Source organism: Pseudomonas sp. TE21435 (assembly GCF_056279265.1).
The window spans coordinates 1,077,720-1,090,846 of the sequence record NZ_JBWBQZ010000001.1 but is presented as its reverse complement, the minus strand read 5'-3'; the positions used below and the strand labels follow the sequence as shown (position 1 = coordinate 1,090,846).

12 protein-coding genes and 1 pseudogene are annotated in these 13,127 nt (G+C 64.3%); 6 read left to right on the top strand and 7 right to left on the bottom strand.

The window, feature by feature from the left end:
- The first annotated feature begins 67 nt into the window (after positions 1-67).
- The gene (locus ACZ9C1_RS04925) at positions 68-1,372 is read left to right on the top strand and encodes an MFS transporter (protein WP_277503877.1); all 1,305 of its coding nucleotides are present in this window, start codon (positions 68-70) and stop codon (positions 1,370-1,372) included.
- Positions 1,373-1,378: 6 nt separating this feature from the next.
- On the opposite strand, the gene ACZ9C1_RS04920 is transcribed toward ACZ9C1_RS04925, so the two are convergent.
- The gene (locus ACZ9C1_RS04920; RefSeq protein ID WP_346843260.1) at positions 1,379-2,074 is read right to left on the bottom strand and encodes a tRNA (adenine(22)-N(1))-methyltransferase; all 696 of its coding nucleotides are present in this window, start codon (positions 2,072-2,074) and stop codon (positions 1,379-1,381) included.
- Positions 2,075-2,242: 168 nt separating this feature from the next.
- Between ACZ9C1_RS04920 and ACZ9C1_RS04915 the strand changes: the two genes are divergently transcribed.
- Positions 2,243-2,623, top strand: coding sequence for a RidA family protein (locus tag ACZ9C1_RS04915; protein ID WP_277503876.1), 381 nt, complete (start codon positions 2,243-2,245; stop codon positions 2,621-2,623).
- A 51-nt stretch (positions 2,624-2,674) separates the two neighbouring features.
- Here ACZ9C1_RS04915 and ACZ9C1_RS04910 read toward each other — a convergent pair whose 3' ends face one another.
- Positions 2,675-3,517, bottom strand: coding sequence for an RHS repeat-associated core domain-containing protein (locus ACZ9C1_RS04910; protein ID WP_277503874.1), 843 nt, complete (start codon positions 3,515-3,517; stop codon positions 2,675-2,677).
- A gap of 182 nt (positions 3,518-3,699) precedes the next feature.
- Here ACZ9C1_RS04910 and ACZ9C1_RS04905 point away from each other — a divergent pair, with 182 nt between their 5' ends.
- Both ACZ9C1_RS04905 and ACZ9C1_RS04900 read left to right on the top strand, forming a co-directional pair.
- Positions 3,700-5,700 carry a peptidase U32 family protein gene (locus ACZ9C1_RS04905; RefSeq protein WP_277503872.1) on the top strand — a complete coding sequence of 667 codons (2,001 nt, stop codon included), beginning with the start codon at positions 3,700-3,702 and terminating at the stop codon, positions 5,698-5,700.
- Positions 5,701-5,783: 83 nt separating this feature from the next.
- Entirely contained in the window at positions 5,784-6,674 is an 891-nt protein-coding gene (locus ACZ9C1_RS04900; RefSeq protein ID WP_476253676.1) for a universal stress protein, read from the top strand.
- 73 nt (positions 6,675-6,747) lie between these two features.
- Here the strand turns inward: ACZ9C1_RS04900 and ACZ9C1_RS04895 are convergent, their stop codons facing one another.
- The 4 genes and pseudogenes from ACZ9C1_RS04895 to ptrR all read right to left on the bottom strand — a co-directional run bounded on the left by ACZ9C1_RS04895 (position 6,748) and on the right by ptrR (position 9,103).
- On the bottom strand, positions 6,748-7,269 hold the full coding sequence (locus ACZ9C1_RS04895; RefSeq protein WP_277503867.1) for an acyloxyacyl hydrolase: 522 nt from the start codon (positions 7,267-7,269) through the stop codon (positions 6,748-6,750).
- Between the two features lie 212 nt (positions 7,270-7,481).
- A pseudogene (locus tag ACZ9C1_RS04890) lies at positions 7,482-7,621 on the bottom strand (phytanoyl-CoA dioxygenase family protein); the annotation flags it as partial.
- Positions 7,622-7,684: 63 nt separating this feature from the next.
- A complete protein-coding gene (locus tag ACZ9C1_RS04885) occupies positions 7,685-8,128 on the bottom strand; it encodes a carboxypeptidase regulatory-like domain-containing protein (RefSeq protein WP_198754581.1) in 444 nt (147 codons plus the stop codon).
- A gap of 99 nt (positions 8,129-8,227) precedes the next feature.
- Positions 8,228-9,103: a putrescine utilization regulator PtrR gene (ptrR, locus tag ACZ9C1_RS04880; protein WP_102682356.1), complete on the bottom strand. Its 876-nt coding sequence runs from the start codon at positions 9,101-9,103 to the stop codon at positions 8,228-8,230.
- 105 nt (positions 9,104-9,208) lie between these two features.
- Here ptrR and ACZ9C1_RS04875 point away from each other — a divergent pair, with 105 nt between their 5' ends.
- Together ACZ9C1_RS04875 and panB are read left to right on the top strand one after the other, a co-directional pair.
- On the top strand, positions 9,209-10,594 hold the full coding sequence (locus ACZ9C1_RS04875) for an aldehyde dehydrogenase family protein (protein ID WP_476253675.1): 1,386 nt from the start codon (positions 9,209-9,211) through the stop codon (positions 10,592-10,594).
- A gap of 167 nt (positions 10,595-10,761) precedes the next feature.
- Positions 10,762-11,577 carry a 3-methyl-2-oxobutanoate hydroxymethyltransferase gene (gene panB, locus ACZ9C1_RS04870; RefSeq protein WP_277503864.1) on the top strand — a complete coding sequence of 272 codons (816 nt, stop codon included), beginning with the start codon at positions 10,762-10,764 and terminating at the stop codon, positions 11,575-11,577.
- On the opposite strand, the gene ACZ9C1_RS04865 is transcribed toward panB, so the two are convergent.
- Positions 11,565-12,968: an aminotransferase-like domain-containing protein gene (locus ACZ9C1_RS04865; protein WP_476253674.1), complete on the bottom strand. Its 1,404-nt coding sequence runs from the start codon at positions 12,966-12,968 to the stop codon at positions 11,565-11,567. The two genes, panB and ACZ9C1_RS04865, sit on opposite strands and share 13 nt — an antisense overlap.
- Positions 12,969-13,127 lie beyond the last annotated feature (159 nt).

The window sequence follows — 13,127 nt, the reverse complement described above, 5'->3', positions numbered from 1 at the left end:
AGTGCATTTGCCCGCCTGACACGGCGTCGCATGATCTGCCGGGACAACAACAAGAACGTCCCGGACCATGAATACGATCGATACCTCCACGGCGCCGTCCGTGCGCGCCTGCGACGCTACCCACACCCGCATCACCTGGCGGCTGATGCCGCTGCTGCTGGTGTGCTACCTGTTCGCCCACCTGGACCGCATCAACATCGGCTTCGCCAAGATGCAGATGAGTGCCGACCTGGGTTTTTCCGACACTGTCTACGGCCTGGGGGCCGGCCTGTTCTTCATCGCCTATGCGCTGTTCGGCGTGCCCAGCAACCTGGCCCTGGAGCGGGTCGGCCCACGGCGCTGGATCGCCACCCTGATGGTGGTCTGGGGATTGTTGTCGAGCGGCATGATGTGGGTGCAGGACGCCGCCGGGTTCTATGCCTTGCGCTTTCTGCTGGGAATGGCCGAGGCCGGTTTCTTCCCCGGCATCCTCGTGGTGCTCAATCGCTGGTATCCGGCCCGGCGCCGCGCCCAGATCACGGCACTGTTCGCCATCGCCGTGCCCTTGGCCGGAGTGGTCGGCGGGCCGCTGTCCGGCGGCATCCTGCAGGCGTTTCACGATCAGGGCGGCATGCGGGGCTGGCAGTGGATGTTCCTGATCGAGGGGCTGCCGGTGGTGTTGCTCGGGCTGGTGGTGCTCAAGGCCCTGCCGGACAGTTTCGAGCAGGTGGCTTGGCTCACCGCCGATCAGAAGCGTGCAATGCGCGAGGAAATGGCCCGCGAGGAGCGGCACAAGCCGATCGACTCGATGCGCGGGCTGCTGGGCGACGCCCATGTCTGGTTGCTGGTGGCGATCTATTTCGCGGTGATGCTGGCAGTCAACACCCTGGCCTTCTGGATGCCAAGCCTGATTCACGGCGCCGGCATCGGCAGCGATGGCCAGGTCGGCCTGCTCAGCGCCATCCCTTATCTGGCCGGTTGTCTGTTCATGCTCGGCTGCGGACGCTCGTCCGACCGTCACCGCGAACGCCGCTGGCACCTGGGCGGGCCGTTGCTGATGGCCGCCGCCGGCATCGCCCTGGCCGGATGGGCACCGGACGACCCCTGGCTGGTCATGAGTGGGTTGGTGGTCGCAGGCATGGGCGCCAGCGCCGCGCTGCCGATGTTCTGGCAACTGCCGCCGGCCTTCCTGGCGGGCGGCACCCAGGCCGCCGGCATCGCCATGATCAGTTCGTTCGGCAGTATCGCCTCGTTCGCCGCGCCTTACCTGATCGGCTGGATGCGCGACAGCACTGCCAGCCCGGGCCTGGCCTTGCAGGTACTGGCCGTGGCCATCGTACTGGGCGCCGTACTGGTGATGAAGGTGCCAGCCAACGTGGTCAACCCAAGGTGAGGCGCTTCACGCCAGCAACTCGGTAATCCACAGCGCCTGACGGGTGATATCGCGCACCTTTTCCTCGGGCACTGGCTGGCGCGCCCGGGCGAAATTGGCCAGGGTCTGGTGTTTCTGGCGCAGCATGCGTTGCCACTTGAACAGGAACGCCGGGCTGCGCGCCTGCATCAGCAGCGGGCCGAAGTACAGCTGCTCGGCGCTGTAGCTGACCGACTCGGCACGTTCGGCGACGATGATTTCGTAGTCGAAACGGTTTTCACGCAACACTTCCTCGCAGACGATCCGATAGCCGTTGTCCATCAGCCACTGGCGCAGCGCCTGTTCACCGCCGTTGGGTTGCAGTACCAACCGCTCGTGGCCGCCCAGGTGTTGCCTGCCGACCTCGAGGATGTCGCGAATGGTCTCGCCGCCCATGCCGCAGATACTGACTGCGGTGATGCCATCATTTGGCTCGATGGCCGCCAGGCCACTGGCATGGCGCACGGTGATGCGGTCTTCCAGGCCGTTTTCGCGCACTGTGCGCTGCGCGGCCTGGTAAGGCGTCAGCGCCACTTCGCCGGCCACGGCCGCGACAATCGCGCCTCGACGCGCCAGCGCCACCGGCAGGTAGCCATGGTCCGAGCCGATATCGGCCAGTCGCGCACCCGCCGGCACATGGGCTGCCACGCGCTCCAGGCGCATGGACAATGTGTGTTCGTTCAACGCAAGCCTCTTTTCACGACCAGGGCCCGGCGCCTGTGGCCGGGTGGGGCGCGATTCTGCCGGTCCCGGCCAGGTATTTCAAATGCCCGCGACCGACCGCCCTGCCTCGACCTGCCCTGCCTGCTCGCGTAGGCTTGGCGGTTTCCTTCCGTTGCAAGGCGAAACCCCATGGCACACAGCGACATCATCTACACCCCCGACCCGGACGCCGACTCGATCTCCTCGGACGTTGCCGAGTACAACGGCATCCTGGTCAGCACCCAGATCCCCGTGCACGCCGACGGCAGCCTAGAGCTGGGCGACATCACCAAACAGTGCGAATGCACCCTGCAGGCTTTGAAAGATGCCCTGGAGCGCGCCGGCAGCTCGATGGACCGGGTGTTGCACCTGACCATCTACCTGACCGACATGGCCGATCGGGCGGCGTTCAACGAGGTGTACCAGCGGTTCTTCAGCAAGCCATGGCCGGTGCGTGCGGCGGTGGGCGTGGCTTCGCTGGCGTTCGAAGGGATGCGTGTGGAAGTAACGGCGATGGCGGCCAAGGGCTGAGATCTGCTCATGGGCCGCCTATGGCGCGGCCCTATGACGACTGGTCCTTCATCAAACGCTGCTTTCTTGTGGTCCATCGCGCAATGCCGCATTAAGCGTCTCACCAACACCAATTGCCACCTGGCCCATAGGTGACGTCTGAGCTCGCACCCTTTTCTCTTGGTACATATCGTTGATATCAACCTGCAACGCCTTTGCCTTGGCGCCAAAATTGACCTCTTGGCTAGATGAGAGCATGTCAGAAATCTTGGAAATCGAAGCGGCACCGACGACCGCGCCAAGCAAGCCCAACTCCGTAGCCCAATGACCACCGCCCTCCTCCGTGGCGCCTAGATATAGGCCTGCCCCCCATCCAACAACAGCTGAAGTTGTACTAGTCAGCGCTCCAACAACATGGGTAGCCCTCTGCATGAATGTCACAGGTTGACCCGCCAGCTCTTCAAGCTGGTTGTCTATCAGTATTTGCCGATTTTCCGAGTAGACGGACATGTCCCATAACTGTTTTAAATGATGGGGTGCCTCGTTCGCACCAGCCGTGCCTACTGCAGAGGCCGCCGTGACCAGGAGTGATCTGACAAAAGTCCTCTCAGTACCCCGGGAATCATGGAAGTTGATCGGATCACCCTGACAGTACGCAAAAGCATTGATCCCCCCCGCCCCAAACGGACTCAACCGATCAGGCGAGTTGAACCGCATCAGCAATGGATTGAAGGTCCGATACCCGTTGCCCAGGTGATAATGGCCCGTCAACGAATCGCGGGGCTGGCCGCAATAGGCCAACAGAGCCCCGCGCTTATCGGAAACGGCCCCATACGGCGCATAAGCCCTGGGCAGGCTGGAGCTCCCCAGCACTGATCGCTGCTGGTCGATCACGGACAAACGGCTGGAAGTCATCGCATAACCTTTTTGCAGAACGATTTTGGACCCGACGCTATCACTATCGCGCCGCACGCATAACTGACAAAAATGCCAGGCCCTTTACCACCGTTTGGGCAAGTTCATCGGTTATGGATGCCCCCGCCCCGTTTCACCGCTACAATGCCCGTCTTACCGTGACAGCCCGAACCTATAACGACATGTCCCTTCCAAAGCACCACCTGGAACTGCTCAGCCCTGCCCGTGACGTGAGCATCGCCCGCGAGGCGATCCTGCACGGCGCCGACGCCATCTACATCGGCGGCCCGAGCTTTGGCGCGCGCCATAACGCCTGTAACGAAGTGAGCGATATCGCCGAGCTGGTCGAGTTCGCCCGGCGCTACCATGCCCGCGTGTTCACCACCATCAACACCATCCTCCACGACAACGAGCTGGAGCCAGCACGCAAGCTGATCCACCAGCTGTACGACGCCGGTGTCGACGCGCTGATCGTGCAGGACCTGGGGGTGATGGAGCTGGATATCCCGCCGATCGAGCTGCATGCCAGCACCCAGACCGATATCCGCACCCTGGAGCGGGCCAAGTTCCTCGACCAGGCCGGTTTCTCCCAGCTGGTACTGGCCCGCGAGCTGAACTTGCAGCAGATCCGCGCCATCGCCGCCGAGACCGACGCGGCCATCGAGTTCTTCATCCACGGCGCGCTGTGCGTGGCCTTCTCCGGCCAGTGCAACATCTCCCACGCCCAGACCGGGCGCAGCGCCAACCGCGGCGACTGCTCCCAGGCCTGCCGCCTGCCGTACACCCTCAAGGACGACCAGGGCCGCGTGGTCGCCTTCGAGAAGCACCTGCTGTCGATGAAGGACAACAACCAGACCGCCAACCTGCGCGACCTGGTCGATGCCGGCGTGCGCTCGTTCAAGATCGAAGGTCGTTACAAGGACATGGGCTATGTGAAGAACATCACCGCCCACTACCGCAAGGAGCTCGACGCCATCCTCGAGGACCGCCCCGAGTTGGCTCGCGCCTCCAGTGGCCGCACCGAACACTTCTTCGTGCCGGACCCGGACAAGACCTTCCACCGTGGCAGCACCGACTACTTTGTCAGCGACCGCAAGATCGACATCGGCGCCTTCGACTCCCCAACCTTCACTGGCCTGCCAGTGGGCGTGGTCGAGAAAGTCGGCAAGCGCGACCTGCTGGTGACCACCGATGTCCCGCTGACCAACGGCGACGGCCTCAATGTGCTGGTCAAGCGTGAAGTCGTGGGCTTCCGCGCCAACATCGCCGAGCTGAAAAGCGAATCCGAGGAGGACGGCCAGAAGCGCTACCGCTACCGCGTCGAGCCTAACGAGATGCCCGAGGGCCTGTACAAGCTACGCCCCAACCATCCGCTGTCGCGCAACCTCGACCACAACTGGCAACAGGCGCTGCAGCGTACGTCGTCCGAGCGCCGGGTGGCTGTCGAATGGCATGCCGTGCTGCGTGAACAGCGCCTGATGCTGACCCTCAGCAGCGAGGAAGGCGTCAGCGTGCAGGTCGCATTGGACGGCCCGTTCGGCGCCGCCAACAAGCCGGAACAGGCGCTCGAGCAACTGCACGACCTGCTCGGCCAGTTGGGTACCACGATGTACCACGCCGACGCCATCGAACTCGATGCGCCCCAGGCGTTCTTCATTCCCAACTCGCAACTCAAGGCCCTGCGTCGCGAGGCCATCGAGGCACTGACCGAAGCGCGGATCAAGGCCCACCCGCGTGGCGGGCGCAAGGCCGAGACCACGCCACCGCCGGTGTACCCCGAGTCGCACCTGTCGTTCCTGGCCAACGTCTACAACCAGAAGGCCCGCGACTTCTACCACCGCCACGGCGTGCAATTGATCGACGCGGCCTACGAGGCCCATGAAGAGCACGGCGAGGTGCCGGTGATGATCACCAAGCACTGCCTGCGCTTCTCCTTCAACCTGTGCCCCAAGCAGGCCAAGGGTGTGACCGGCGTGCGCACCAAGGTGGCGCCGATGCAGCTGATCCAGGGCGATGAAGTGCTCACCCTGAAGTTCGACTGCAAGCCCTGCGAGATGCATGTGATCGGCAAGATGAAGAGCCATATCATCGACCTGCCGACCCCAGGCAGCGCAGTGGCCCAGGTGGTCGGGCACATCAGCCCGGAAGACCTGCTCAAGACCATCCCGCGCGCGCCGCACTGAGGCATGACCCGTCGTCGCTCCAGCGGACTTCACCGGCGACGGGTCTAGACTGAACAGGGGGCTGCCACACGTGGAGGTGTGAGATGAGCCAGTTCAAGCGATTGTTGGTCATGCTCGGCCCGCAGATGCGCCATACGCCTGCCCTGCAGCGCGCTGCGGCGCTGGCCGAATCCAGCGGGGCCCTGCTGGACCTCAATGTCTTCGTCGACGATGTCGACACCTTCGGCCTGATGAGCGACAGCCGCGAACGCGAGCGACTGCTCGACGACAATCGCCAGTGGCTGGCCGACGAGGCCGAGCAACTGCGTAATGCCGGCCTGGATGTCTCTACCGAACTGCTGCTGACCCGTGATCCGCTGGGCAGCGTGCTGGAGCAGATCGAACGCCTAGGCTGCGACCTGCTGGTCAAGGACGTGCAGCACGAACCCATCCTCAAGCGCCTGCTGGTCACCCCGCTGGACTGGCAACTGCTCAAGGACAGCCCGGTGGCGGTGCACCTGGTCAGCGACATCCGCCTGCCCCTGCCCCGACAGATCGCCGCCGCGGTCGACCTCAACAGCCATGGTGCCGGCGAGCACCTGGACGACGCGGTGATTCGCAGCGCCCATGCCCTGGCCCTGCAGTGCAACGCCGAACTGCACCTGTTGCATGTGTGTGATGCGGCCAGGACCCATATCGCCGACTTCGGCGCCGGCACCGTGACCATGCCCGGTTTCGATACCAGCGTGCGTACAGCCCAGCGCACGGCATTCAACCGCCTGGGCGATCACTACCAGATCGACCTAGAACGTCGCCACTTCCTCGAAGGGCCGGCGGTCAAGGCGATCACCCAATACATCGCCGCTCACCGGGTAGATGTGATCGTCATGGGCAATCACCGACACGATGCGTTGCAGGCGTTTCTCGGCGGCACCACGGCGCATGTGCTGGAGCATCCGTTGTGTAATGTGCTGGCGATCAAGGCGGTGCGCTGAATGCCATCGAGGGGCAAGCCCACTCCCGCAGTGCGGGAGCAGACCTGCCCCTCGATCGGTAGCTTGCGTGGACTCAGAACGCCTTGCTGTAGAACAGCGAGTACGACTCGATCCCGTCGTTAGGCTGCTTCAGCCCGGCGTTGGAGTAGTGCATGGCGCGAATGCCGATCTTCTGCTCCGCCGGCAGCTTCAGGCCGAAACCGATCCGGTCCTCGAAGTTCACCGACGAGCCAAGGCGCTGGTCGCCCACGTCGGTCTTGGAAAACGCCGCCAGGCCGATACCCGCTTCGATGAACGGAGTGTAGGTAAAGCCACTGAATTCATAGACGAACACCGGGCTGATCGACAGCGAGTGAGCCCCACTGGCCTCGCCGCCTTCCCAGTAGGTGTAGGCCGCATCCCAGTATCCGGTCAGGTGCCCGGTGCTGCTTTCCAGCCATTTCTTGTCCCAATCGAAGGACAGGCCGATGCGGTAGGTCATGTCGCCCTGGCCAGTGGCGCCCACGGCACCAGACATCTGCGCGGCCTGGGCCAGGTTGGCGCCGGCGAGTGCCAGCACGGTGGCTGCCAACGTTGTGGCGAAACGGGTTCTCATCAAATGACTTCTCCTGATGGTCTTCACGGACAGGTCCGCGAGGTGCGCGTACCTGCGACAATCGGGGGCTGGGCCCCTCGTTCTGCACCCGCCACCCGGCACATCCAACCGGGTTACAAGTGGTAATACTTCTTTGATTATTGTCCGAACAGTCTGAAAGTTGAAAGTGATTTGCCACTATTGGCTAAGGACAGTGCGCTCGCTTCACAGGTTCATTCGTATTCCACTTCGTGCTTGCCTGGCAGCCTTCGCTCACGCGGCGAGGCCTGTGCCAGCACATGGGGTTGAACTGCCAGTGGAGATGCGGCGAAAACTTCTGCGCCACCCTGCGCCGGCCAAAGTGCACCTGGAGCCTGTCATGCACGTGCCCGATCTGCAGCCCCTTGTGGGAGCGGGCTTGCCCCGCGACAGGCACTTAGCGCCAGTTGAGATCAACCCGCGCAGGCGCCTTGCCGTCCACCGTCACCTGCTGCTGCACCGTCTGGCCCTCGGCATTGCCGACCACGCGGTAGTGCCCAGGGGGCAATTGCACGAAGATCAACGGACCGACGTCCTGCAATGTCAGTACCGACTGGCCCTGGGCCGATTGGATATCCACCGCGGCACCACTCTGGAACTTGCCTTCGGCACCGGTCGAGAGGGTGATGTGCAGGTCGTAGCCGGGTGTGCGGCGCAGGGCATCGGCTTCATCCTGGCCGATACCGCCCTGCAGGTAACGGATGCCGTTCTGTTCCTGGGGCTGCAATTGCACGCCCTGCGGATCGATGGGGGTATTCAGGTCGGTGGCCGCTGCAAGGTTCCAAGGCATGGCCAATGCCAGCAACAGCGCGGCGCAAAGGCCGTAATGGTGAGTGCGCATGGTGCATTCCTCCCTGGTGGGATGATCTACACAATTTGGAGGGTTTTCCGGGGCTCGGGTTCGCCCGTTGACGCACCGTTAGTCCGCGAGGCGTTGCCCTCAAGACAAGGGCAGCTCACGACGCTCCTCCAGCAACTTGATGAACATGCTCAAGCTGCGCGACACCGTCCCCCGTCGCCACACTAGCCAGGTCTTCAAGTAGCGAAAATCCTCGGCCATCGGCCAGGCGCTGACCGTGCTGCACCCCGGCATGTTTTCGAGCATGCTGCGCGGCATCATCGCCAGGCCTGCGCCTGCGCTGACACAGGCGAGCATGCCATGGTACGACTCCATCTCGTGGATCTTGCCCGGCACCGCCTGGTCATGAATGAACCAGCTTTCGAAATGGTGGCGGTACGAGCAGTTGGCGCGAAAGGCGTAGATGCTCGAGCCGTTGACGTCCCGGGCACGGGTCACGGGCGGGTGGTTGAGCGGTGCGATGACCATCATCTCTTCCTCGAACACCGGCATGCCTTCCAGCGTCGGGTGCAGCACCGGTCCATCGACGAAAGCCGCCACCAGGCGCCCGGACAACACCCCTTCGAGCATGGTCCCCGACGGCCCGGTGGACAGGTCCAGGTCGACCTTCGGGTAGCGCTGGTTGTAGGCCGCCAGCAAGGCCGGGATGCGCACCGCGGCGGTGCTTTCCAGCGAACCCAGGGCAAAAGTGCCCTGGGGGTCCTCCCCCGCCACGGTCAGGCGTGCCTCGTGTACCAGATCGAGGATGCGCCGGGTGTACTCGAGGAAGTTCCAGCCGGCCGGTGACAGGCGCAGGCGGCTCTTCTCGCGGATGAACAGCTCGACACCCAGGTCCTCCTCCAGCTGCTTGATACGGGTGGTCAGGTTCGACGGCACCCGATGGATCTGCTGGGCGGCGGCGCTGATGCTGCCGTGCTCGGCCACGGCCTTGAACATCTCGAGTTGCACCAGGTCCACAGTCATTCTCCAAACGTGAATGTTTCGCTCATTATTATTCAGTTTTCATTAAAGCGCGCCACCACTAGTCTGCGCTCACCCCATCAGAACAATGAGAGTCCTGCCATGAGCGAGATCAGCAGCCTGACCCACGCCATCTCCGTCGACCCCTACAGCGGCGAACGGATCGGCCATTACGCCTTCGACACCGAGGCCGCACTGGACGCGGCGCTGCAACGCGCCAAGGCCGGCTACAGCCAGTGGCGCAAAGTGTCGCTGGGTCAGCGCAGCGAGTACCTGGTCGCGCTCGGGCAGGCCCTGCAGGCCAACGCCGAGGCCTTCGCGCAGATGATCGCCCGCGAGATCGGCAAGCCGATCAGTCAGGCCCGCGGTGAAGTCAGCAAGTGTGTCGGCCTGTGCCAGTGGTACGCCGAACACGGCCCGGCCATGCTCGCGCCGGAGCCGACCCAGATCGAAAAGGCCCGTATCGAATACCGTCCGCTTGGCCCGATCCTCGCCGTGATGCCGTGGAACTTCCCGGTCTGGCAGGTGCTGCGCGGCGCGGTGCCGGCGCTGCTGGCGGGCAACACCTACGTGCTCAAGCACGCGCCCAACGTGATGGGTAGCGCCTACCTGCTGGCCGACCTGTTCAAACGCGCCGGCCTGCCTGAGGGCGTGTTCGAAGTGCTCAATGTCACCCCAGAGGGCGTCACCCGCGCCATCAACGACCCGCGCATCGCCGCCATCACCCTGACCGGCAGCGTGCGCGCCGGCATGGCCATCGGCGCGCAAGCCGGTGCGGCGCTGAAGAAGTGCGTGCTGGAGCTGGGCGGCTCCGATCCGTTCATCGTACTGGCCGATGCCGACCTCGATGCCGCGGTGAAGGCCGCCGTGATCGGCCGCTACCAGAACACCGGCCAGGTCTGCGCCGCGGCCAAGCGCCTGATTGTCGAAGAAAGCATTGTCGAGGCGTTCACCCACAAGTTCGTCGAGGCCACCCGTGCGCTGACCGTCGGCAATCCGCTGGACGACGCCACCTACATCGGCCCGATGGCGCGCTACGACCTGCGCGATGAACTCGACGGCCAGGTCCAGGCGACCCTCGCCGAAGGCGCCACGCTGCTGCTGGGGGGCAAAAAGGTCGAGGGCGCGGCCAACTTCTACGAGCCGACTGTATTCGCCAACGTCACCCCGGACATGACCGCGTTCAAACAGGAGCTGTTCGGGCCGGTGGCGGCGATCATCAGCGCCCGCGACGCCGACCACGCCGTGGCGCTGGCCAACGACAGCGAATTCGGCTTGGCCGCAACCATCTACACCGCCGACTATGCCTTGGCCGAGCGCATGACCGCTGCGCTGGACACCGGCGGCGTGTTCATCAACGGCTACTGCGCATCCGACCCCCGCGTGGCGTTCGGTGGCGTGAAGAAAAGTGGCTTTGGCCGTGAGCTGTCACACTTCGGCGTTCGCGAGTTCACCAATGCCCAGACGGTGTGGCTGGATCGCAACTGATCCCCGCTCCCCGTTACCACCGCTGCGGGAGCGGCTCCAGCCGCCCCGCACCTGCCGTTGCCGCCTGGCCATGCGCAACTGGGCTGCAAATCGGCCCGATCCTGTATCTTGAATCCCCTTCCCATACACGAATAATCGAGCACCTCCCCAGCGAACCGGAGGTACCCATGAGCCTGCAACCCGACACCCGTCGCCTGACCGTCCCTGAACTGGCCGCCATGAAGGGCCGGCAGAAGATCGCCGCCCTCACCGCCTACAGCACGCCGATCGCTCGCCTGATCGACCCGTTGATGGACTTCATCCTGGTGGGCGACTCGACCGCCATGGTCGCCTATGGACGGCGCTCAACCTTGGCCATGCGGCTGGAGGAAACCATCAGCCACACCCGTGCCGTGGTCGACTGCACCCAGCACGCCTGCGTGATCGCCGACATGCCTTTCGGCAGTTACCAGGAGTCCCCTGAACAGGCACTGCGCAGCTGCGCCAGGGTGCTGGCCGAAACCGGATGCGACGCGGTGAAGCTGGAAAGCAACCGGATACTGGCCGCCACGGTGGCGTTTCTGGTCGAGCGGGGTATTCCGGTGATGGCTCACGTCGGCTTGATGCCGCAGTTCGTCAATGTCCTGGGCGGCTACAAGGCACAAGGGCTGACCGAGGAAAGCGCCGCCACCATCCATGCCGATGCGCGCGCCAACCTGGCCGCCGGCGCCTTCAGCCTGCTGCTCGAGGGCGTGGCCGAGCCACTGGCCCGACGTATCAGCGAAGAAAGTCGGCAGCCTTGCATCGGTATCGGCGCCTCCCCGGCCTGCGATGGCCAGATCCTGGTCACCGAGGATCTCCTCGGGCTGAGCGGGCCGCGCAAGGCGAAGTTCGTCAAGCAGTACGCCGACGTGTCGACAGTCATCCGCTTAGCCTGCGCCCGCTATGCCAATGAAGTGCGTCAGGGTGAGTTCCCTGAACGCGAGCATTGCTACGGCAGCTGAGGTGCCTGACGGATCGCCCGGGCCAGCTTGACCAGCGCAGCTTCGATGTCCAGCTGCCAATCGACGGTAAAGCTCAGCCGCAGATGGTCGCGCCAGAACCCGGCCTGGCTGAACAACGCCCCCGGCACGATCACCACGCCCTGACCCAGCAACTGCTTGCACACGGCCTGCATGTCTACCGGGCGCACCGCCTGCAGCCAGAACGTGGCGCCCGCCACGGGCATCGCCAGGCGCAGGCAGTCGGCGGCGTGACGCTCAAGCAACTGCGCCATGCGCTGACGGCTGCGTGCCAGGTGCCGAATCAGCTGGCCCTGGTGCCGGGCCAGGCGTCCGGAGCTCAACAAACGGGCAACGGCCTGTTGCCGATAGCTCGGCAGGCGAAAACCCTGGGCAAGAAAGGCTTGGGCCAGGCTCGACGCCGCGCCACGGCACAACAGGTAACCGAACGGTGCCTCCGCGCCGATGCACTTGTCGAAACCGGCCAGCACCAGCAAACGTTCCGGGTCGGCATGGTCACGGTATCGCTGGCCCGCCGCAGCCTCGCACAGCGCGCCATAACTGTCGTTTTCGATCAGCCACGCCTGGTGCTCGGCCAGCAAGGCGCACAGATGCTGCTTATCCTGGATCGGCATCGCGCCGCCCTGGGGTATGTTGACGGTCGAGGACAGTACCGCCGCCCTGATCGGCTTTTCGCTGAATACTCGCGCCACGGCCTGCAGATCGAAACGACCGTCCGCGCCAAGGGGTGCCTCGACGATCTGAATCCCCGCCGCCTGCAGCAGCCGCAGGACCAGCCAGGAGCAAGGCGACTCGACCAGTACCCAGGCACCCCGTGGCAGCAGTGTGCGCAGCGCAAGCTCGAACACGCTGCGCCAATCGGCGCCGACAAACACCTGGTCGGCCTGCCAATGATCATCCACGCCACGGCTGTAGCGGCGGGCCAGGGCCTCGCGCAGCGCCGGTTCGCCAAAGGGCGCGAACGGTGGTGCGTCGGCACGGGGCAACTGGCGCAGCAACTCGCGTTCGACACTCAGCAATGGCCCCTCCAGGGACGCCAGCATGGTCGGGGAGTCGCTGCTCAAGGCCAGCATGCCCGGTTGCCGGGCGCTGGCATACAAACAGTCGATCAGGCTGAGCGCAGGCGGCAGCCGCGACGATGCTGCACCGGCCACGCTGAAGTAACCAATCTTGGGGCGTGCCTGGATCCGCCCCTGGGCTTCAAGCAGGGCGAAAGCCTGTTTGCTGGACGACAGCGAGACGTTCAGGTGCCGGGCGACATCGCGCAGCGAGGGCAACCGATGCGCCAGCTCCGGTGCGCGGGCATCAAGCCAGTCGCTCAGGTAGCGGTGGACTTTCTGGTAGGTGAAACGGGGCGTCTGCGCGGTGTCCATACCGGTCCTCCGAAAAACTGCGGCAGGCACACTAGCAAGCTTTGCCGCACTGTCCTAGGCTCTGCACCAAATGTATCTGCACTCGCCCATACTGCGTTGAAACGGGGCTCGGAATGCTCATGTACGCCAGTACATTCCGCTTCCTCACCCCGTTTCGCC